Genomic DNA, 20,663 nt, shown 5'->3' with positions numbered 1-20,663 from the left:
ACGCCGAAGTACGAGCGACGGAGGTGACGGAGCGGTGGCAGGATTCCGGAGTCTTGCGAGACAGGTGCGCGATCCGAGGAACGATCTGGCGCTGCGGCGGTATTCGCTGCGCAAGTGTTTGGAGAGGTTCGCCCCCTACGGCCATCGGGCGACCTGGGACCATCTGTGCGTCCGGCACGGACTGGACCCCGAGGACCGGTCCCCCGACCCGGCGCGCCTGGTGCGCGCGCTGGAGGAGCTGGAGGCGGCACGGGCGGTCTGGCTCGGCTACGAGGCCGGGTTCGCCGAGCGCCGCAGGCGGGAGAAGCACGGCGGCCGACGCCGCCCCGGCAGCTTCGACGACTGGCACCGGCTCACCTGGGGCGGCAACGGGGTGGCCCGGTGCGAGGATCCGGCGGTACATCCGTCGGCCCCGCTCGCCGAGGTGCTGCACCGGCTGATCACGGCACTGGAGTCGGCGCCCGGCACGGCCTGCCCGGTGTGCGCGGGCACCGAGGTCCACTGGCGAAGGGACCTGTCGCACGAACCCTGGACGGGCCCGGTCTGCGCGGAGTGCGGGATCGTGGTGCCCCGCCCGGTGCTCACCCCGGAGGCACTGGCCAGGGCGCGGGGAGCACGGCGGCGGGACCTCGCCCCGGTGGGCTGAGCGGCGCCACCGGCCTCACCGCGCCCGCACGGACCGGGGCGCCCCGGCTAGGTACGCTCGGACCGCGGCCGCTCCGGCATCAGGCGCGAACCGCTGATCCGCCGGCCGGAGACATCGTCCGGGTTGGAGAGCACACAGGTCTCCAGGGAGAGGCAGCCGCAGCCGATGCAGTCGGTGAGGTGGTCCCGCAACCGCCCCAACTGCTCGATGCGCTCGTCGAGTTCGGAGCGCCAGGCGGCGGAGAGCCGCGCCCAGTCCTCCCGGTTCGGGGTGCGCTCCTCGGGCAGTTCCGCGAGGGCCTCCCGGATGGTGGCGAGGGGGATGCCGACCCGCTGCGCCGCGCGGATGAAGGCGACCCGGCGCAGGGCGTCCCTGGTGTAGCGGCGCTGGTTGCCGCTGGTGCGACGGCTGCTGATCAGGCCCTTGGCCTCGTAGAAGTGCAGGGCCGAGACCGCGGCGCCGCTGCGCGCGGAGAGCTGCCCGACCGTGAGCTCATGGAGTGTCTGTGGGATCTGGGGCACCTCTCCCACCCTACTGGCCCGTACCCCGGCCGATCCATCGTTGACAGGAACCGCACCGCCGACCATCCTGAGCAAGCGCTTAGACAGGATGCGCCGAGAGACGGGCCGGAGCGGAAGGCAGGGACCAGGGACATGGCGGAGCCGAGGATCTTCACGTCCGCGCAGGAGCTGCGCGACGGAGTGGGCGAGCAGCTGGGGCACAGCGACTGGCTGGAGGTCGAGCAGAAGCGGATCGACCTGTTCGCGGAGGCCACCGGCGACCACCAGTGGATCCATGTGGACCCGGAGCGGGCCGCCGCCGGACCCTTCGGCACGACGATCGCGCACGGCTATCTGACGCTCTCGCTGCTGCCCACGTTCGTGCCGCAGATCATGCGGGTCGAGGGCATGCGGATGGGCATCAACTACGGGACGAACAAGGTGCGTTTCCCCGCCACCGTGCCGGTGGGCTCACGACTGCGGGCGACGGCCGTACTGAAGAGCGTCGAGGAGGCCGGGGGCGGGGTGCAGGTCACCGCCGTCGTCACGGTCGAGCGGGAGGGCGGCGACAAGCCGGTGTGCGTGGCGGAGTCGGTGTCCCGCTACTACTTCTGACCGCGCGCCGCCACCGGCGGCCCCTCGTCGCCTCCGGCGGGCCGTCACGCGCGCGGGTCCGCCCCGACCATGCGCAGGACGAGACCGGCGTAGAGTTCGCCGACCTCGTCCGGCGTCCGGCTGCCCCGGGTGTTGAACCAGCGCGCCACGTCGATGCAGAGCGAGAGCACCGCGAGCGTCGTGCCCGGGACGTCGGGCACGTCGAACTCCCCCGCCCGCACCCCTTCGCCGATGATCCGCCGGACCACCGCGTCGCTCCGGCGGCGCAGTTCGACGATCTCGGCGCGGTGCTCCTCGCCGAGGGCGTCCAGCTCGTACTGGACCACGCGGGCGGTGGTGTGCCGCTCGGCGTGCCAGCGGACGAAGGACCGGACGGCCTCGGCCAGCCGCTCCCCCGCCGTGCCGTCGCCGTCGGCGGCCGCCTCCAGGACGGACAGGGCGCGGTCGTGGCCGATCCGGCTGATCCGGTGGAGCAGCTCTTCCTTCGTCTTGTAGTGGATGTAGAGGGCGGCGGGGCTCATGCCCGCCCGGCCGGCGATGTCACGGGTGGTGGTGGCGTGGTAGCCCCGCTCGGCGAAGGCGTCGACGGCGGCGACGAGCAGCCGCCGGGCGGCCTCGGGCGTCACTTCGGCCCACGGCGCGCCGTCGTCGCTCTCCTCCGCCGTGCTCATCGTCGCTCGCCCCTCTCCTCGGCAGGACGAACACCATACCCCGAACCTGAGCAAGCGCTTAGGGTGCGTCCGGCGGATCGGGCCGGGGCCGTCAGAGCTTCTGGAAGGGGTCGTGCTCGGCGAGGATCTTCTCCAGTCTGGCCTGGTCGACCCGGCTGACGAGCTGCCCGGCCTCCTGCCGGTCGCGGACGACCTTGGCCAGGGTGAAGCAGGAGGTGACGAGGTAGAGGACGCCGATCGCGAGGAATCCGCGGACCCAGGCGTCGGCGTCCAGGAAGTAGATGCCGAGGGTCACCGCGCCGATCGCCACCCCGAAGGAGGCGACGGCCTGGCCGTAGAAGGCCGCGGTGCCCTGCTGCTTGACCGATGGTGTCTCACTCATGGCGCCCAGCATCGCGGGGACGTGGCGCACACCACATCCGTTCGCATACTCAGCAGGTACTCATACGCCCGTTCGAGCGGCGCCACGCCGTCCGGGCTCAGAAGGCGGAGACCCCCGTCAGGGCGCGGCCGATGATCAGCTTCTGGATCTGGCTGGTGCCCTCGTAGAGCGTCATCACCCGGGCGTCCCGCAGCAGCTTGCCGACCGGGTACTCGTCGATGTAGCCGTAGCCGCCGAAGACCTGGAGGGCGTTGTTGGCGGCGCGGACGGCGGCCTCGGAGGCGAAGAGCTTCGCCTGGGAGGCGGCGGTGGCGAAGTCCCGGCCCCGGTCGATCAGGTCCGCCACCCGCCAGGTCAGCAGCCGGGCGGCGTCGACGTCCACGGCGATGTCGCTGATCAGCTCCTGGACGAGCTGGTGGCCGGCGATGGGCCTGCCGAACTGCTCGCGCTCGGTCGCGTGGCCCACGGCGGCGTCCAGCGCGGCCTGCGCGATGCCGACGCAGCCGGCCGCGACCGACATCCGCCCCTTGGCCAGGGCGGACATGGCGACGGAGAAGCCCTTGCCGGGCGGCCCCACGAGGGCCGACGCGGGCACCCGGACGCCCTGGAGGACGAGTTCGGCGGTGGCCTGGCCGCGCAGGCCGAGCTTGCCGTGGATGGCGCGGCGGGTGAGGCCGGGGGTGTCGGTGGGGACCAGGAAGGCCGATATGCCCCGGTGGCCCGGGGCCTCGCCGGTGCGGGCGAAGAGGAGCACCACATCGGCCCAGGTGCCGTTGGTGATGAACATCTTGCTGCCGTCGATGACGTACGCGTCGCCGTCGCGGACCGCCCTCGTCGTCAGGTTCCCGGCGTCCGAGCCGGTGCCGGGCTCGGTGAGGCCGAAGCAGCCGACCGCCTCGCCGGAGGTGAGCGCGGGCAGCCAGCGGCGCTTCTGCCGCTCGTCGCCCCAGGCGGCGATCGTCTTGGCGACCAGGCCGAGGGAGACGGAGACGATGCCGCGCACCGAGGAGTCGCCGCGCCCCAGCTCCTCGGTGACCAGGCAGTACGCGAGGTGGTCGCCGCCCGAGCCGCCGTACTCCTCGTCCACGGTCAGCCCGAGGAACCCGACGGAACCGAGCTTCCTCACGATCGACCGGTCGACGCTCTCCGCGCGGTCCCAGGCCACCACGTGCGGGGCGATCTCCCGGGCGACGAAGTCCCTGGCGAGCCGCCGGACGGCTTCCTGCTCCTCACCGAGTTCCAGGTTCATCCTTCGGCTCCCCGCATTAATTAGCACTGCTAGTTTTCAGTTCGCAGGCCCTACTATGTGCCGCATGGCCCGACCGCGCAAGCCCCTCCTCAGCAGAGACCGCATCGTCGAGGCGGCGGGCGCGCTCGTGGACGCCGAGGGACTCGGCGCCGTCTCCACCCGCCGTCTCGCGGCCGAGCTCGGGGTCAGCGGCCCCTCCCTCTACAACCACTTCCGCAACAAGGACGAGATCCTGGACGCGGTCGCGGACGCGGTCTCCGCCCAGGTCGACCTGTCGATGTTCGAGGAGTCGGACACCCGGGACTGGCGGGCCGCCCTGCACGACTGGGCCGTCTCCTACCGTGCGGCACTCACCGAGCACCCGCACATCGTCCCGGTGCTCGCCCGGGGACCGGGCCGCAGACCGGCCGGGCTCCGGGTCGCCGACGCGGTGTTCGGCGCGATGGTCCGGGCCGGCTGGCCGCCCGCCCAGGCGACGTACATCGGGGCCCTGATGCGGTACTTCATCACCGGTTCGGCGCTGGGCTCCTTCGCCCGCGGCTTCGTGGACGACGAGACCGCGTACGACCCGGCCGACTACCCCCACCTCGGCCAGGCCCATCTGCTGGCCGAGCGCGGGCGGCGGATCGACGACGGGGCCTTCGAGACCGGGCTGCGCGCCCTGGTGGACGGCCTGTCGGCCCAGTACGAGCTGCTGGCGTCCGACCGGACGGTTCGGCGGGGGCCGAACCGTCCCTGACGCATCCTGGGTGCATGGCACGCATGGCACACCCCGATCCGGCCGCGCCCCGGCTGGCCGCCCTGGCGGCGCTCCTCGCCGACGAGACCCGCGCCGCCTTCTGCCTGGCCCTGCTCGACGGCCGCGCCTGGACCGCCGGGGAGCTGGCCCGGTACGCCTCCGTGGCCCCGTCGACCGCCAGCGAGCATCTGGGCAGGCTCGTCGCCGGCGGGCTGCTCGCCGAGGAGCGGCAGGGCCGCCACCGCTATCTGCGGCTCGCCGACGCACGGGCCGCGCAACTGGTCGAGGACCTGGCGGCGCACGCCGTCCCCGGCCCCGTACCGGTGCGCCCCCGGAGCCTGGGCGCGTCGGGCGCCGACCGCGCGACGGCCCGCGGCCGCACCTGCTACGACCACCTCGCCGGGCGGCTCGGCCTGGCCGTCACCGACGCGATGACCGCGCGGGGGCTGCTCCGGCAGGACACCGGATTCGCCCTGACCGAGGACGGGCTGAGCTGGTTCGCCGGGCTGGGCATCGCCCTGGAGCCGTCGTCCCGGCGTCCGCTGGCGCGGGGCTGCCTGGACTGGACGGAACGCCGGCCGCATCTGGCGGGCACGGCGGGCGCCGCGCTGTGCCGGCACGTGCTGGAGTCGGGGTGGTGCGTGCGGATCGGCTCCGGGCGCGCGGTGAAGGCGACCGGGCAGGGCGAACGGGAGCTGCGCGCGCACCTCGGCATCGAGCCGGAGGCCCTGCGGTGACCGGGACCGTTCGGCGGGCGCCGAACGGTCCCGGCCCTACGGTCGACGCATGACGACGACACCCGCCCCCGCGGCGGCCCGTGACTGGCGGACACCCGCCGCGGCCTGCACCAGCGTCCTGCTGTGGGCCTCCGCCTTCGTGTCCATCCGCAGCGCCGGGGACGCCTACTCCCCCGGGGCGCTCGCCCTCGGCCGGCTGCTGGCGGGCGGCCTGGCGCTGGGCGCCCTGCTGGTGCTGCGGCGGGAGGGGCTGCCGCCGCGGGCCGCGTGGCCGGGCATCCTGTGGTCCGGGCTGCTCTGGTTCGGGCTCTACATGGTGGTCCTCAACTGGGGCGAGCGGGAGGTGGACGCGGGTACGGCCGCGATGGTGGTGAACATCGGCCCCCTGCTGATCGCGCTGCTCGGAGCCCGGATGCTGGGCGAGGTGCTGCCCGGCCGGCTGGTCGCGGGGATGACGGTGTCGTTCGCGGGCGCGGTCGTGGTGGGGCTCTCGCTGTCGGGGCAGGGAGGCGCCTCGGTGCTCGGGGTGGCGCTGTGCGTACTGGCCGCGGCGGCGTACGCGGCGGGGGTGGTCTCGCAGAAGCCGGCGCTGCGGCACGGCTCGGCGCTCCAGGTCACGGCCTTCGGCTGCCTGATCGGCGCGGCGGCCTGTCTGCCGTTCGCCGGAACGCTGGTCTCCGAGGCCGCCGAGGCACCCCTGTCCGCCACCCTGAACATGGTCTACCTGGGGCTCTTCCCGACCGCGCTGGCCTTCACCACCTGGGCCTACGCACTCGCCCGGACGACCGCCGGGCGGCTGGGGGCCACCACGTACGCCGTGCCCGCGCTGGTCGTGGTGATGTCCTGGCTGCTGCTGGACGAGGTGCCCGCGCCGCTCGCGGTGGGCGGGGGGCTGCTCTGCCTGGCCGGGGTGGCGGTCTCCCGGTCGGGTGAGCAGACTGGGCGGACACGCGGGGGTCGGGCACAGCCGGTGGAAGGACGCCGAGATGACACGGAGCGCCAGGCGGGCGAGCGGTCGCGGTAGCGCGAAGCGGGCGGCGACCGGGGCCGACGCGTCCGGGCTCGAAGGGTTCCGTGTGACCGACAGCGGCGACGACGACCCGGTCCTGGTGACGCCCGAGGGGCGGCCCCGGGACGCCTGGCGCGAGGACTACCCGTACTCGGTCAAGCTCGGCCGGCGGGCGTACGAGAAGTCCAAGCGCTCCCTCCAGATCGAGCTGCTCAAGCTCCAGTACTGGGTGAAGGAGCGCGGCGAGCGCATCGTGATCCTCTTCGAGGGGCGCGACGCCGCAGGCAAGGGCGGCACGATCAAGCGGTTCACCGAGCACCTCAACCCCCGTGGCGCCCGGGTGGTGGCCCTGGAGAAGCCGACCGAACGCGAGCGCACCCAGTGGTACTTCCAGCGGTACACGGCCCATCTGCCGTCCGCCGGGGAGATCGTGCTGTTCGACCGGTCCTGGTACAACCGGGCGGGCGTGGAGCGGGTGATGGGCTTCTGCACCACCCGCGAGTACCTCGAATTCATGCACCAGGCGCCGGGGTTCGAGCGGATGCTGGCCCGGGACGGCATCCACCTGGTGAAGTTCTGGTTCTCGGTCTCGCGCAACGAGCAGCGCAACCGGTTCATGATCCGGCAGATCGACCCGGTGCGGCAGTGGAAGCTGAGCCCGGTGGACCTCGCCTCGCTGGACAAGTGGGACGCGTACACCGAGGCCAAGGAGCTGATGCTGTTCCACACCGACACGGCGGACGCGCCCTGGACGGTGGTGAAGAGCAACGACAAGAAGCGGGCCCGGCTGGAGGCGATCCGGCACGTGCTGCACCGCTTCGACTACCCGGACAAGGACGTGGACGTGGTGGGCGAGCCCGACCCGCTGATCGTCGGCCCGGCCTCCCGGCTCTTCGAGCGGGGCGAGATGGATGCCCGGCTGCTCACCACGGAGCGGGCGGAGCCGGGGCCGACGACGGGCTGAGAACCGTACGGAGGTCAGTCGAAGACGACGAGCGCGCGGCCGCCCCGGCCCGCGAGCATGGCGTCGAAGGCGGCCGGGATGTCCTCCAGGCCGATCCGGCCGGTGACCATCGCGGAGAGGTCGAACGCGCCGGAGCGGATGTGTCCGGCGATGACCGGGAGGTCCCGGGCCGGGTCGCTGTTGCCGTAGACGCAGCCGGTCAGCGAGCGGCCCCAGTGGAAGATCTCCAGGGCGTTGAAGGAGACCGTCTGGTCCTTGCCGCCGATGCCGACGACCGTGGTGCGGCCGCCGCGGCGGGTGGACTCCCAGGCGCCCCGGATGGTGACCGGCCGGCCGACGCATTCGATCGCCACGTCGGCGCCCTGGCCACCGGTGAGCCTGCGGATCGCGCGCGGGGTGGTGTCGGAGGCGACGACGTAGTCCGTGGCGCCGGCCCGCCGGGCCAGCTCCTCCTTCTCCGGCGGCACGTCCACCGCGATGACCTTTCCGGCGCCCGCGATCCGGGCCGACTGGAGCACCGCGAGGCCGACGCCCCCGACGCCGAACACGACGACGGACTCCCCGGCGCGCACCCGGGCGCTGTGGTGGACCGCGCCGTATCCGGTGAGGACGGCGCAGCCGAGCAGGGCGGCGTCGGTGAGCGGGATGCCGTCCGGGGCGGGCAGGACGCAGTCGGCGGGGACGACGGTCTCCTCGGCGAAGGCGGCCACGTTCAGCCCGGGGTGGAGCTCGGTGCCGTCGTCCGCGCGCCGGGCGTGCACGGATCCCGCGCCGGTCAGCGCGTGGGCGCACAGCCAGACCTCGCCGATCCCGCAGTGGTAGCAACTGCCGCAGGAGGGCGCCCAGTTGAGGACGACCCCGTCGCCGGGTGCGACATGGCCGACGCCCTCGCCGACCGCGAGGACGGTGCCCGCGCCCTCGTGGCCGAGGACGGCCGGCACGGGCACCCGCATGGTGCCGTCGCTGAGCGAGAGGTCGGAGTGGCAGACCCCGGCGGCGGCGAGGGCGACCCGCACCCGGCCGGGGCCGGGCTCGGGAAGCTCGATGCCGGTGATCTCCAGCGGGGCTCCGACGGCGGGCAGTACGGCGGCGCGGACCACGAGCGGACTCCTTGACGGACGACGGCGGGGGCGGGGCGGGGCGTGGGGCTTCGGAGGGGGAAGCGGGTTCAGAACTGGAGGGACTTGGTCTGGAGGTACTCCGCGAGCCCGTGCGCGCCGAGTTCCCGGCCGACGCCGGACCGCTTGTAGCCGCCGAACGGGGCGAGCGGGTTGAACCGGCCGCCGTTGATGTCGACCTGACCGGTCTCCATCCGCCGGGCGAAGGCCACCGCCTCCGCCTCGTCGTCCGCCCAGACCGCCCCGGCCAGGCCGTACACGGTGCCGTTGGCGATGCGCAGGGCGTCCTCCTCGTCCTCGTAGCGGAGGATCGAGAGGACCGGGCCGAAGATCTCCTCCTGGGCGACGGTCATCTCCGGGGTGACGTCGGCGAGGACCGTGGGGCTGACGAAGTAGCCGGGTTCGCGCGGGGCCCCGGGACCGCCCGCGACGAGCCGGGCGCCCTCGGCGATCCCCCGCTCGATGTAGCCGCGCACCCGGTCCCGCTGCCTGGCGCTGACCAGCGGGCCGATGCGGTCGGCGTACGTGGCGGCGGCCTCGGCGGCGAGCGCGACCGCCTCGTCGTACCGGGAGGTGTGCACCAGCATCCGGGTCCAGGCGCTGCACGTCTGGCCGGAGTTGCCCATCACATTGGCCACGCCGACCGCGACGGCCCGGGCCAGGTCCGCGCTCTCCAGGATGACGTTGGCGGACTTGCCGCCCAGTTCGAGGGCGACGCGCTTGACGGCCGCCCCGGCCACGGCGCCGATCCGGCTGCCGACGGCGGTGGAGCCGGTGAACGAGACCAGGTCGACGCCCTCGTGCTCGGCCAGGGCCTGTCCGGCGACCGGCCCGAGACCGGTCACCAGGTTGAAGACGCCCGCGGGGACGCCCGCCGCGTGGACCGCCTCCGCGAAGAGCTGGGCGGTCAGCGGGGTGTCCTCGGCGGGTTTGAGGACGACGGTGCAGCCCGCCGCGAGGGCCGGGGCGACCTTCGCGACGATCTGGTGCAGCGGGTAGTTCCACGGGGTGATCGCGCCGACGACGCCGACCGGCTCGGCGTAGACCGTGGAGTTGCCGACCCGCTCCTCGAAGGGGTGGCTCGCGGCCAGCTCGGCGTACGAGCCCGCGACCACGATCGGCAGGCCCGTGTGCACCGCCCGGGCGAAGCGCGGCGGCGCGCCCAGCTCGGCGGTGACGGTCTCGGCGATCTCGTCCTCGCGGGCCGCCAGCGCGTCGCGCAGGGCGGCGATCCTGGCCGCCCTCTCGCCGGGGGCGGTGGCGGCCCAGCCGGGGAGGGCGGCGCGGGCGGCCCGTACCGCGGCGTCGACGTCCTCGGCGGTGCCCGCCGGGACCTCGGCGATGACCTGCTCGTCCGCCGGGTTCACGACCGCGATCGTGTCCTTCCCGACGGCGGGCCGCCAGGCCCCGTCGAGGTACATGCCGTCGTGCGCCTTCATCGCTGTGCCTCCCGAACGCGGTTGCGGACGGGGGGTCGCCGCCGTCCGCGACCAAACTAGCGCTGTTAGTTTTCGGGCGCCAGGGAGACCTGTCGCTCCAGGGGCCGCGGGTCGGGCTCCCCGCCCTCCGGGTCCGCGAACTGGGTGCGGTACAGCTCCTCGTACCGGCCGCCGGCGGCGAGGAGTTCGTCGTGGGTGCCGCGCTGGACGATCCGGCCGTCCTCCACCACCAGGATGAGGTCGGCGGTGCGCACCGTGGAGAGCCGGTGGGCGATGACGACCGCGGTGCGTCCGGCGAGGGCCTCGGTGAGGGCTTCCTGGACGGCCGCCTCGGAGGTGTTGTCGAGGTGGGCGGTGGCCTCGTCGAGGATGACGACGCGCTGCCGGGCCAGGAGCAGCCGGGCGATGGTCAGCCGCTGGCGCTCGCCGCCGGAGAGCCGGTAGCCGCGTTCGCCGACGACGGTGTCGAGCCCGTCGGGCAGCGAGGCGACGAGGCCGTCCAGCCGGGAGCGGCGCAGCGCGTCCCAGAGTTCCTCCTCGCCGGCCCCGGGGCGGGCGAGCAGCAGGTTGGCGCGGACCGACTCGTGGAAGAGGTGGCCGTCCTGGGTGACCATGCCGAGGGTGTCGCGCAGGGTGTCGGCGGTCAGGTCGCGTACGTCGACGCCGCCGACGCGTACCGCGCCCTCGTCGGCGTCGTACAGCCGGGGCAGGAGCTGGGCGATGGTCGACTTCCCGGCGCCGGAGGAACCGACGAGGGCGACCGTCTGACCGGGTTCGGCGCGGAAGGAGATGCCGCGCAGCACCTCTTCGCCGCCCCGGGTGTCCAGGCTCGCGACGTCCTCCAGGGAGGCGAGGGAGACCTTGTCGGCGGACGGGTAGCCGAACCGGACCCCGTCGAACTCGACGGAGACCGGGCCGTCCGGGACGGTCCGCGCGTCCGGCTTCTGGGCGATGAGCGGTTCGAGGTCGAGGACCTCGAAGACCCGCTCGAAGCTGACCAGGGCGCTCATCACCTCGACGCGCGCCCCGGCGAGCGCGGTGAGCGGGGCGTAGAGCCGGGTGAGCAGGAGGGCCAGGGCGACGACCGCGCCCGCGTCCAGCCTCCCGTGCAGCGCGTAGTAGCCGCCGAGTCCGTAGACCAGGGCGAGGGCCAGCGCGGAGACCAGGGTGAGGGCGGTGATGAACGTGGACTGGGCCATGGCGGTGCGGACACCGATGTCGCGCACCCGCCCGGCCCGGACGGCGAATTCGGCGGACTCGTCGGCGGGGCGGCCGAAGAGCTTGATCAGGGTGGCCCCGGGGGCGGAAAAGCGTTCGGTCATCCGGTTGCCCATCGCGGCGTTGTGGGCCGCGGCCTCCCGCTGGAGCCGTGCCATCCGGGCGCCCGTGCGCCGGGCCGGCAGGACGAAGACCGGCAGCAGCACCAGGGCGAGCACGGTGATCTGCCAGGAGATGGAGAGCATGACCACGAGGGTCAGCAGCAGGGTCACCACATTGCTGACGACGCCGGACAGGGTGTTGCTGAAGGCGCGCTGGGCGCCGATCACGTCGTTGTTGAGGCGGCTGACGAGCGCGCCGGTGCGGGTCCGGGTGAAGAAGGCGACCGGCATCCGCTGCACATGGTCGAAGACGGCGGTCCGCAGGTCGAGGATGAGGCCCTCGCCGAGGTTGGCCGAGAGCCAGCGGCCGACCAGCCCGAGGGCGGCCTCCGCGACGGCGATGACGGCGATGAGGAGGGAGAGCCGGGTGACGGTGCCCGGGTCCCGGCCGGCCACGATCGCGTTCACCACCCGTCCGGCGAGGACGGGGGTGGCGACGGCGAGGAGCGCCGTCACCACGCCGACCAGCAGGAAGAGGGCGACCCTGCGGCGGTGCGGGCGGGCGAAGGCCGCGATGCGCCGCAGGGTGTTCCGGTCGAAGGGGCGTCTGTCCGCCTGGGCGTTCATGACGTTGTGGAGCTGCGTCCATGCCGTGGTTTCCATGCTCATGCGAGGAACGTACGACCTCCAGTGGGCTTGAGGTCAACGGCCGGTCGGCGCGGTGGCACGGCTCCGGGACGGTTCAGGTTCCGTCCAGGGCGCGGGCCAGGTAGGCGCGGAGCAGGACACGGGTCTCGTCGACGATGGCCCGGTCGCCGGCCGGGTCGGTGCGGAAGGCGAGCCGCAGGAGGGCGTCGGCGGCTTCGACGCAGACCAGGACGGTGCGGGTCAGGGCCTCGTCGGAGGTGCGGCCGAGGTGGCCGCAGAGCAGTTCGGTGAGCCGGCCGGCGACCCGCAGGTTGGGGTCGTCGTCCTGGTCGTCGGGGGGCGGGGCACCGAAGTCCACCAGGGCGAAGCCGGCCACGGAGCCCTTCATCGCCAGGTACTCGTCCAGGACGGCGTCGATGGCGCTGCGCCAGTCGTCCCCCGGGATCTCGGCGAGCCGGGCGGTGATGCGTTCGGCGTAGCTGTCCAGGTTGCGCCGGGCCAGGGCGTCGGCCAGGGCGCGCTTGTTGGAGAAGAAGCGGTAGACGGAGCCGATGGGCACCCCGGCGCGCAGCGCCACGGCCCGGGTGGACAGCTGGTCGTAGCCGGTCTCGTCGAGGAGTTCGGCGCAGGCGTCGAGTATCCGGGCGAGCCGTTCGGCGCTGCGTTGCTGTACCGGGGCGCGGCGGAGGTTCGTGTTCGCATGGGGCACGGGCTCCATGATGCCGTGGGCCTCCTCCGCGGCGGTCGGCCGGTGGTCGTGGCGCGGTGGTCAGGCGATGAGCAGCGACAGCCCGCCGATGGTGTACGTGACCATCAGGACCAGCAGCGGGAGCTGGCCGGCGACGGCGCGGCCGGGCGGGAAGAGCCGTACGGACCGGTCGTGGGCGGCGACGACGCCGAGGACGTGTCCGACGACGATCGAGGCGACCTGGAGGGTGGCGACGCCGCCGGGGCCGAGCAGCGGTTCGGGCGGGGCGGGGCCGTCGGCGCCGGCCGCCACCATGAGAGTGCGGGGGCCTTCGGTGACGAAGAGCGTGAAGTAGTGGGCGACGAGGTAGCCGAGGGCGATCGGGACGAGGGAGTGGGCGAAGGCGGTGAGCGGGTGGTCGATCCGCCCGGAGATCAGCCGGACGGCCCCGGCGCACAGGGCGTAGAGGGCGGCGACGAGCGCGACGGCGCCGAGGAGTCCGAGGGTGGCCGCGGTGGTGCGGCCCAGGGGCGAGGTCTGGACGGTGGTGATCCAGGACGGGGAGTCGGAGAAGCCGTCGTAGGCGGTGGAGCCGAGCATGACGCAGACGGTGGCGACGAGTCCGGGGGTCTGCGGGGTGGCGTCGAGCCCGTTGAACGGGGAGCGGAGCACCAGGCGGCGGTCGGCGGGGCGGCGGCCGAGCGGGGAGAGCCGGGCGAGCAGCGCGGAGTAGACCTCGAAGGCGTCGGCCCGGTCGAACCATCCGGCGCCGTGGCGGGCGGCGCCCGCGAGGTGGAGTGCGGCGTAGAGGGCGAGGAAGAGCAGCAGGTGGCCGGTGGACGCGGGGTCGGGCGAGACGAGTTCGAGCCAGGTGAAGGCGAGGAGTCCGGCGGCCGCGGGCCACAGGCCGAGCCGGGCGGGCAGCGGGCGGCCCTCGGCGGGGTCGCGCCGCAGCGCCCGGCAGGCGAGGAGGTGGACGGTGCGCAGCGGGTTGAGGGCCCGCCAGACGGGCCCGAGCAGCAGCGAGGCGGGGACGAGTCCCACCCACAGCAGTACGTAGACGGCTCCGGGCCCCGGGTTGCGGTCCGGGTCGTCGGGGCCGAGGAGGAGGAAGAGCGCGACGTACAGGGCGGCGGCGAGCCCGAGGGCGCGCAGCGCGGTCCGGGTGGGGCGGGCGTCGGCGAGGCGGAGGAGGGCGTGCGGCAGCGGACGTCCGGCCGCGTCGCCGCGGAACCGGGAGGCGGACCAGAGCAGTCCGAGCGCCAGGAAGGAGACGAAGAGCGCCGCGAAGGCCCCGGCGAAGGCGTAGAAGGGGGACAGCGGCAGGTCGTGCTGGGCACCGATGCCGTGGGCGAGGGCGGTCACCGTACGACGAGCTGGGTCAGGAGCAGGTCGGACTCGTGGGTCTCGACCTCGAAGAGCCCGGTCCGGTCGGCGGTGAAGGCGAGGGTGACGGTCTTTCCGGCGGGGAGCCGGGCCTCCTTGTCGTAGCCGTGGACGTGGAGGGTGTCGGCGCGGTCGCTGCGGACGCGGAGTTCGACGGTGGTGCCCTTGTCGACCTCGGTGCGGCCGGGGCGGGGGCTGACCCTGCCGTCGTCGACCTCGATCGTGACCGTGGTGCCGGGCCGGGGGCTCGGGCTCCGGTCGGGTGCGGGGCTGCCGGCCGGGGCGGCGAGGGAGGCGGTGGCCTGGACGGGGGCCGCGTCCACCGCCCAGGCGGTGTGGTCGTCGGCGTAGAGGCGGGCGGTGAGCCCGTCGCCGCCGCCGGTGGCGCGGACGAGGGAGGCGGGGAGGTGGTACCAGGGTCCGTAGAGGCGGGCGAGCGGGCGGCCGTCCAGGAACAGCCGGGCGTGACCGCGCCCGAGGAGGGCGGCACCGCCGACGCTGTCCGGGGTGAACCGGAAGTTCCGTACGGCGAGGTGGACGTTCCAGCCGTCCTCCGAGTCGGGTCGCACGGCGAGGGTCAGCGAGGGGGCGCCGTCGGCGTCGACCTGGCGCAGGCGGCTGCCGGAGCCGTCGTCGGCGGTGAGCAGCCGGCCGACGCTGCCGCCGGCCTGTTCGTGGCTGGTGCCGGGTTTGTGGTGGGTGGTGGCCCGCCCGCCGCAGGCGCCCGCGCCGAGGGCGAGGGCGACCGCGGTGAGCAGGGCGAGGGCGGGCCGGGTGCGGGCGCGGGTCATGCCGTGCCTCCTTGCGGGGCGGCGGGGACGGGGGACGGGGCGGCGGCCGGTGCCGGGTCCTCGCGGTCCCCGTGGCGGGCGGCGGCGATCACCGCCCACACCACCCAGACCACGCCGAGCAGTCCGCGTATCCAGGCCGGGCCGACCGGTGTCCACGGGATCATGTACACGGCCTTGTCCACGGCGTCGAGCAGGGTCAGCGCCCCCAGCACCACCGTGGTCCAGCCGAGCCACGGCCGCTGCCCGCGGAGCGCGAGCCCGGTGCCGATCCACCACAGCCCCGTCAGCAGCAGTGCCAGGGCGGGCACATGGGTCGGGGTGAGCCCCGTCGTCGCCCCGGCCACGTCGAGCCCGAGCCCGGTCACGCCGAGGAGCGCGGCCGCGGTGGCGAGCCGGCTGCCGCGCAGTCGGCGCCACCACAGCACTCCGCCGACCAGCACGAGCACCACCGCGACGACCAGGGCCGCCTGCATCTCGATCCGTTCGATGCCCGTGGCCCCGTACCAGTCGCAGCCGGCCGGGAGGCGGCGCGCCTGGACGTTGTAGTCGGCGCAGACCAGGAGTTGGGCGAGTTTGACGGGTTCGCCGATCAGCCGGTCGGTGCGGACGGAGACGTCGCCGCGTTCGTCGCCGCAGACGGGCAGGGTGCGCGGGGTGGAGGCCTTGGTGTCGCCCTGCCAGCAGTTGGCCTCGCCCTGGCCGTCCCACCAGACGTCGGTGCGGTTGGGGCGGGGGTTGCCGGCCTTGTCGACGCCGAGGTGGTTGCCCGCGTAGCGGTTGTGGTGCGAGGTGTCGGCCTGCTTGGCGAGCGCGCCCTCGCCGCGGATGAAGGCGGGGACGGCGGTCAGGACGAAGGCGGCGCGCTTCTGGCCGTAGATCCAGTTGTTCTCGTACAGGTTCCAGTTGCCGCCGGCGGTGATGATGCCGGAGCCGGGGGGCATGGAGATCTGGGGGCAGACGACGCCCTGTTCGTAGCCCCGGTCCACGGGTGGCTTGGCGCAGGTGCCGTCGGCGACGTTGGGGTAGTAGTCGGCGTTGTTGTCGTGGATCAGGTTGCGTTCGAAGCGGGCGTGGTTCTGCGGCAGTCCGGGGTGGCCGGGGAAGGCGCTGTCCATCGAGGCGCCGCCCATGTTGTGGTCGAACTCGTTGTCGTGGACGTAGACGGAGTCGCCCGCCGTGCCGGAGTAGCCGACCATGCTGTGGTGGCTGCGGCAGCCGGTGATCTCGATGGAGTAGCGCGGTACGTCGTAGCCGTAGCGGTCGTTGATGTTGGAGGCGCTGCCGGGGTAGATGCCGGAGTCGCCGTTGCCGTACGACTCGCAGTTCTTGTACAGGCCGTGGTCGCTGGCGAAGGTCAGGAAGCCGTACTCGTCGTTCCACCGGGTGAGGACGTCGTCGATGACGAAGCCGTCCTGGGCGAGGACGTAGAGGGAGTTGAAGGTGGTGCGCTGGGCGGTGAAGTTCTTGAAGTAGATGCCGTCGGAGGCGTCCGAGCGGATCGCGTTGAGCTTCTGGTACTTGGCGTCGATGATCACGTCGGTGCGTTCGGCGCCGGTGCCCTCGATCTGGAGGTCCTTCTTGCCGAGGATCGCCACCAGGTTCTGGTTGTGCGGGCAGCGCTTCTGCTGCGCGTACGTCAGGATCTGGTAGCCGAGCTGGGAGTTGGGGGCCTTCATCCGGGCGCACTCCCCCGTCGGCTTCGGCAGCGAGGGCTCCTCCTCGTACAGGCCGGGCAGGACGGCGATGTTCATGCCGGGCCGGTCGACGGCGTCGACGGCCTGCTGCAGGTGGCGGTAGCCGGAGGCGCGGCACCGGTCGAAGAGCTTCAGGTTGCGGGCGCGCAGGGGGGCCGGGAAGCCCGACACCCGGCGCTCGAAGTCCGCCCGGTCGGTCTTGCAGACCAGGAGATCGGGCTCGCCGGTGCGGTACACCGGCACGCTGCCCTTCCCGTCGGGGAGGGCGACCGGACGCTCCTCGTGCGCCTGGGCGCCCGGTGCCGCGAGGAGGGCGGCCGCGAGCGCCGCCAGAAGCACCAAAAGTCTGCGTGTCCACGACATGGACGCGAGAGTAGAGCAATGTTCATCTTTTTGGACCCCCCGTGCACCGCCCTTCCGCGCCTCAGGCGCGGCGCACCTCCGGAACCCGGCGGACAAAGCACACATCCGAAACCGGCGGCGCACGAATGCCGTTGACTCTCCACGACTCGATTCCTACGGTTACCCATAGGATTTCTTCGGCACCGGGAGCACACTTGAGTGGCATCGAGCAGGCGAGGAAGACGGCGGAGACGCTGGAGTACTCCGCCGGTTTCGGCAATGAGCACGGCTCGGAGGCGGTCGCGGGAGCGCTGCCGCACGGCCGCAACTCCCCCCAGCGCGCCCCGCTGGGCCTGTACGCGGAGCAGCTGAGCGGCTCGGCCTTCACCGAGCCGCGGGCCCACAACCGCCGCTCCTGGCTCTACCGGATCCGCCCGTCGGCGGCCCATCCGCCGTTCGTCCGGATCGACAACGGCGCCCTGCGCACCGCCCCGTTCACCGAGTCGGTGCCCGACCCCAACCGGCGGCGCTGGGACCCGCTCCCCGACCCCGCCCCCGGCACCGACTTCCTGGCGGGCCTGTGGACCCTCGGCGGCAACGGCGACGCCACCCAGCGCACCGGCATGGCCGTGCACCTCTACCACGCCAACGCCTCCATGACCGACCGGGTCTTCGGCGACTCGGACGGCGAGCTGCTGATCGTCCCGGAACGCGGCGGCCTGCTGCTCCGCACCGAGCTGGGCCTGCTGCGCGCCGAGCCGGGCCATGTCGCGCTGATCCCGCGCGGCGTCCGGTTCCGCGTGGAGCTGCTCGACGCCACCGCCCGGGGCTATGTCTGCGAGAACTACGGGCAGCCCTTCACCCTCCCCGACCTCGGCCCGATCGGCGCCAACGGCCTGGCCAACGCCCGCGACTTCCTCGCCCCGGTGGCGGCGTACGAGGACGAGGACCGCCCGGTCGAGGTGGTCAACAAGTTCTGCGGGAACCTCTGGTCGGCGACGTACGACCACTCGCCGCTCGACGTGGTCGCCTGGCACGGCAACCACACCCCGTACGTCTACGACCTGCACCGCTTCAACGTCATCGGCTCGATCAGCTACGACCACCCGGACCCGTCGATCTTCACGGTGCTGACCTCGCCGTCCGACACCCCGGGGCTGGCCGGGGTCGACTTCGTGGTCTTCGCGCCGCGCTGGCTGGTCGGCGAGGACACCTTCCGGCCGCCGTACTTCCACCGCAATGTGATGAGCGAGTACATGGGGCTGATCGAGGGCGCGTACGACGCCAAGACGGCCGGAAAGGGCGGCTTCGTCCCCGGCGGCGGCTCGCTCCACAACATGATGTCGGCGCACGGCCCGGACCGGACGACCTTCGACCGGGCGAGCGAGGCCGAGCTGAGGCCGCAGAAGATCGACGACGGCCTCGCCTTCATGTTCGAGACCCGCTGGCCGGTGACGGCGACCGGGCAGGCGGCCACCGCCGACCATCTGCAGCACGGCTACGACGACGTGTGGCAGGGTCTGAGCCGCAACTTCCGCCCGTAGCCGACGACGGTCGCGGTCCACCAGAAGACGACGCCCGCTCCCGACGGGGAGCGGGCCGCCCCGGACGAAAGGCCCCAGGTGCCCCAGACGCCCAAGATCCCCCCGGGGCCCGCCTTCGCCCCCGACTCGCTGGTCCTGAACCGCAAGCTCCCGCTGTGGTACCAGGTCTCGCAGTCGCTGCGCGCCTCGATACTGGGCCGCGCCCGGGACGCCTCGGCACGCCTGCCGACCGAGGAGCAGCTGGCCGCGCACTACGGGGTCAGCGTCCTGACCATGCGCCAGGCGCTCAAGGAGCTGGAGACCGAGGGGCTGATCAGCCGGCACCGCAGGCGGGGCACCTTCATCGAGCCGCGCGCCCGGCGGGTCTCCCCGGTCCGGCTGCTGGGGTCGATCGACGCGATCGTGGCCCAGCAGTCCGGCGAGCGGACCTCGGTGCTCGGCCACGGCCCGGTCGCCGTGCCGGGCGAGCTCGGCCCGTACTTCCCCGACTGCCCGGAGGTGGTCGGCTACCGCAGGCTGCGCCACGACGGGGAGAGCGACGAGCCCACCAACTGGGCGGAGAACCTGGTGCGCCCCGAGATCGCGGACCGGCTGGACGTCGCCGACCTGGAGCGCTGGCCGATGACGAAGGTGCTGCGCGACCGGGTCGGCGTACGGATCGCACGCATCACCGACACGGTCGAGGCGCGGCTGGCCGACCCGGTCACCGCGGAGCTCCTCCAGGTCCCGCTGCTGAGCCCGATCCTCTTCTACACGGGCGTGACGTACGACGAGAGCGGGCAGGTGGTCGACGTGGCCCTGATCCGCTACCGGGGCGACCGGTTCTCCTTCTCCGTCACCGTCGAGGCGCACTGACGGCCCCGCCGGTACCCGGCCGGTGTGCGGCCGCGGGGCCCGGGAGAGCCCTTACGATGCCCACGGACGGGGCGACGGGGAGGACGACGCGGTGGCAGCACGGCCGACGGGCGGCCCGGATGACGGCCGGGACGCGGGTGCCCCGCTCCTCGACGACCTCATGCCCTGGTCCGTACGGCCGCTGCGCACCGGCCGCCCCTGGGTGGTCGCCCCGGACGCCGACTGGCTCCGGGCGCGCTGGGAGCGGCTGACCGGGGCTCCGGCCGAGGAGCGGGAGCGGCTCTTCGGGGCGACCCGGGCCCGCACCACGCGTACGGCGGTGCCGGCGCTGCCCGGACAGGCCACCGGGACCGGCCGGTTCGCCCGCGAGACGGGCCCCTGCCCCGAGCCGGTGCGCATCGCGCACGGGCCGTTCGACGAGCAGTGGCTGCTCCCCGACCACCGGCTGATCGACGCCGCCCGCCCCGAGCTGTGGCGGGTCGCCGACGAGCACCAGCTCTTCGCCGTGGAGCACGGGTACGTGCCCCAGGAGACCGGGCCCGCCCTCTCCGTGACGGCGCTGCTGCCGGACGGCCACTCCCCCGCGGGCCGACCCGGCCGGATCCGGCCGCTGTTCCGGCGCCCCGGGGGCGAGGAGCCCAATCTGGCCCCCGGGCTGCTCGCCCTGTTGCGGGGCCGCCACGGGGCGGCGGTGACCCCCCGTTCGGTGCTGGCGTGGGTGCTGGCGGCGGCCCGTCCCTCGCCCGCCGGCTGCGTGGTGCCGCTACCCGCCGACACCGCGCGCTGGACGACCGGGGTGGAACTGGGCGAGGAGCTGCTCCGGCTCCAGCTGCGCGGGGCCCGGGGCGGGGAGCGTCCCCGGCTGCCCGGCGGGCGGCGGCCGTACGTCCGGGCGGCGGTGCCCCCGGTGCCGGACGCGATGGAGTACGACGCCGGAACCGAAACGCTCGGCCTGGGCACGGGGCGCATCGCGCCGGTTCCGGCCGGGGCGTGGGAGTTCCGGGTGGGCGGGGTCCGGATGCTGGAGCTCTGGTTCGGGCGCCGCTCGGCGGCCGGGGCCGAGGGCGCGGAGGGCCTGGCGGCGCTCCGGCCCGGGGGCTGGCCCCAGGCGTGGACCTCGGAGCTGCTGGAGCTGATCACCCTGCTCGCCCTGCTGGACGGGCTCCGGCCCCGGCAGGCGGCCCTCGCCGACGGCCCCCTCATCACCGCCGACGAGCTGCGGGCGGCCCGGGTCCTGCCCGTGCCGGCCCCGGCCCGGCGGCCCGCGTCGGTCCTGGGCCACCGGGAGGAGGGCCCGGACGGGCAGTTCGCCCTGCTCTGAGGCCCG

The 20,663-nt window shown here is 73.9% G+C and carries 20 protein-coding genes; 9 read left to right on the top strand and 11 right to left on the bottom strand.

Translation table 11 applies throughout. The annotated features are described in order from the left end of the window. Nucleotides 1–34 precede the first annotated feature (34 nt). Nucleotides 35–646, top strand: coding sequence for a hypothetical protein (locus ACF08W_RS12930; protein WP_352279234.1), 612 nt, complete (start codon nt 35–37; stop codon nt 644–646). 47 nt (nt 647–693) lie between these two features. Here ACF08W_RS12930 and soxR read toward each other — a convergent pair whose 3' ends face one another. Next, the gene (gene soxR / locus ACF08W_RS12925; RefSeq protein WP_385210503.1) at nt 694–1,167 is read right to left on the bottom strand and encodes a redox-sensitive transcriptional activator SoxR; all 474 of its coding nucleotides are present in this window, start codon (nt 1,165–1,167) and stop codon (nt 694–696) included. Between the two features lie 132 nt (nt 1,168–1,299). Between soxR and ACF08W_RS12920 the strand changes: the two genes are divergently transcribed. Continuing rightward, complete coding sequence (locus ACF08W_RS12920; RefSeq protein WP_352279238.1) at nt 1,300–1,761, top strand: MaoC family dehydratase; 462 nt, start codon at nt 1,300–1,302, stop codon at nt 1,759–1,761. A gap of 44 nt (nt 1,762–1,805) precedes the next feature. Here the strand turns inward: ACF08W_RS12920 and ACF08W_RS12915 are convergent, their stop codons facing one another. The 3 genes from ACF08W_RS12915 to ACF08W_RS12905 all read right to left on the bottom strand — a co-directional run bounded on the left by ACF08W_RS12915 (nt 1,806) and on the right by ACF08W_RS12905 (nt 4,063). Then, on the bottom strand, nt 1,806–2,432 hold the full coding sequence (locus ACF08W_RS12915) for a TetR/AcrR family transcriptional regulator (RefSeq protein WP_385210499.1): 627 nt from the start codon (nt 2,430–2,432) through the stop codon (nt 1,806–1,808). 91 nt (nt 2,433–2,523) lie between these two features. Beyond that, nucleotides 2,524–2,814 carry a YiaA/YiaB family inner membrane protein gene (locus ACF08W_RS12910; protein ID WP_385210496.1) on the bottom strand — a complete coding sequence of 97 codons (291 nt, stop codon included), beginning with the start codon at nt 2,812–2,814 and terminating at the stop codon, nt 2,524–2,526. A gap of 97 nt (nt 2,815–2,911) precedes the next feature. Next, on the bottom strand, nt 2,912–4,063 hold the full coding sequence (locus tag ACF08W_RS12905; RefSeq protein ID WP_385210493.1) for an acyl-CoA dehydrogenase family protein: 1,152 nt from the start codon (nt 4,061–4,063) through the stop codon (nt 2,912–2,914). Between the two features lie 64 nt (nt 4,064–4,127). Between ACF08W_RS12905 and ACF08W_RS12900 the strand changes: the two genes are divergently transcribed. The 4 genes from ACF08W_RS12900 to ppk2 are packed head-to-tail and all read left to right on the top strand — an operon-like array spanning nt 4,128 to nt 7,512. Further along, the gene (locus ACF08W_RS12900; RefSeq protein ID WP_352279246.1) at nt 4,128–4,802 is read left to right on the top strand and encodes a TetR/AcrR family transcriptional regulator C-terminal domain-containing protein; all 675 of its coding nucleotides are present in this window, start codon (nt 4,128–4,130) and stop codon (nt 4,800–4,802) included. A gap of 14 nt (nt 4,803–4,816) precedes the next feature. Then, entirely contained in the window at nt 4,817–5,539 is a 723-nt protein-coding gene (locus ACF08W_RS12895) for an ArsR/SmtB family transcription factor (protein WP_385210489.1), read from the top strand. A 49-nt stretch (nt 5,540–5,588) separates the two neighbouring features. Beyond that, nucleotides 5,589–6,563 (top strand): DMT family transporter, encoded by a 975-nt coding sequence (locus tag ACF08W_RS12890; RefSeq protein WP_385210486.1) that lies wholly within the window; start codon nt 5,589–5,591, stop codon nt 6,561–6,563. Beyond that, nucleotides 6,526–7,512 carry a polyphosphate kinase 2 gene (ppk2, locus tag ACF08W_RS12885; RefSeq protein WP_385210483.1) on the top strand — a complete coding sequence of 329 codons (987 nt, stop codon included), beginning with the start codon at nt 6,526–6,528 and terminating at the stop codon, nt 7,510–7,512. The genes ACF08W_RS12890 and ppk2 overlap by 38 nt, the downstream gene beginning before the upstream one ends. Before the next feature lie 14 nt (nt 7,513–7,526). On the opposite strand, the gene ACF08W_RS12880 is transcribed toward ppk2, so the two are convergent. The 7 genes from ACF08W_RS12880 to ACF08W_RS12850 form a co-directional block, all read right to left on the bottom strand. After that, complete coding sequence (locus ACF08W_RS12880; RefSeq protein WP_392279271.1) at nt 7,527–8,612, bottom strand: zinc-binding dehydrogenase; 1,086 nt, start codon at nt 8,610–8,612, stop codon at nt 7,527–7,529. A gap of 68 nt (nt 8,613–8,680) precedes the next feature. Continuing rightward, nucleotides 8,681–10,069, bottom strand: coding sequence for an aldehyde dehydrogenase family protein (locus ACF08W_RS12875; protein WP_392279270.1), 1,389 nt, complete (start codon nt 10,067–10,069; stop codon nt 8,681–8,683). A 65-nt stretch (nt 10,070–10,134) separates the two neighbouring features. After that, a complete protein-coding gene (locus tag ACF08W_RS12870; RefSeq protein WP_392279269.1) occupies nt 10,135–12,057 on the bottom strand; it encodes an ABC transporter ATP-binding protein in 1,923 nt (640 codons plus the stop codon). 73 nt (nt 12,058–12,130) lie between these two features. Next, nucleotides 12,131–12,754: a TetR/AcrR family transcriptional regulator gene (locus ACF08W_RS12865; protein WP_352279254.1), complete on the bottom strand. Its 624-nt coding sequence runs from the start codon at nt 12,752–12,754 to the stop codon at nt 12,131–12,133. A gap of 51 nt (nt 12,755–12,805) precedes the next feature. After that, nucleotides 12,806–14,089, bottom strand: coding sequence for a hypothetical protein (locus ACF08W_RS12860; RefSeq protein ID WP_385210471.1), 1,284 nt, complete (start codon nt 14,087–14,089; stop codon nt 12,806–12,808). Next, complete coding sequence (locus ACF08W_RS12855; protein ID WP_392279268.1) at nt 14,086–14,901, bottom strand: hypothetical protein; 816 nt, start codon at nt 14,899–14,901, stop codon at nt 14,086–14,088. The genes ACF08W_RS12860 and ACF08W_RS12855 overlap by 4 nt, the downstream gene beginning before the upstream one ends. Further along, nucleotides 14,898–16,958 (bottom strand): right-handed parallel beta-helix repeat-containing protein, encoded by a 2,061-nt coding sequence (locus tag ACF08W_RS12850; protein ID WP_352279260.1) that lies wholly within the window; start codon nt 16,956–16,958, stop codon nt 14,898–14,900. Before ACF08W_RS12850 ends, ACF08W_RS12855 begins: the two co-directional genes overlap by 4 nt. A gap of 194 nt (nt 16,959–17,152) precedes the next feature. Here ACF08W_RS12850 and hmgA point away from each other — a divergent pair, with 194 nt between their 5' ends. The 3 genes from hmgA to ACF08W_RS12835 all read left to right on the top strand — a co-directional run bounded on the left by hmgA (nt 17,153) and on the right by ACF08W_RS12835 (nt 20,657). After that, nucleotides 17,153–18,481, top strand: coding sequence for a homogentisate 1,2-dioxygenase (gene hmgA, locus ACF08W_RS12845; RefSeq protein WP_385210466.1), 1,329 nt, complete (start codon nt 17,153–17,155; stop codon nt 18,479–18,481). 78 nt (nt 18,482–18,559) lie between these two features. After that, a complete protein-coding gene (locus ACF08W_RS12840; protein ID WP_352279262.1) occupies nt 18,560–19,336 on the top strand; it encodes a GntR family transcriptional regulator in 777 nt (258 codons plus the stop codon). A gap of 91 nt (nt 19,337–19,427) precedes the next feature. Continuing rightward, the gene (locus ACF08W_RS12835; RefSeq protein ID WP_392279267.1) at nt 19,428–20,657 is read left to right on the top strand and encodes a type ISP restriction/modification enzyme; all 1,230 of its coding nucleotides are present in this window, start codon (nt 19,428–19,430) and stop codon (nt 20,655–20,657) included. Nucleotides 20,658–20,663 lie beyond the last annotated feature (6 nt).

This window comes from Streptomyces sp. NPDC015144, from assembly GCF_043079735.1.
In the GTDB taxonomy this organism is placed as follows: domain Bacteria; phylum Actinomycetota; class Actinomycetes; order Streptomycetales; family Streptomycetaceae; genus Streptomyces.
The sequence above is the reverse complement of the archived record's forward strand: the minus strand, read 5'-3'. Positions and strand labels throughout refer to the sequence as shown.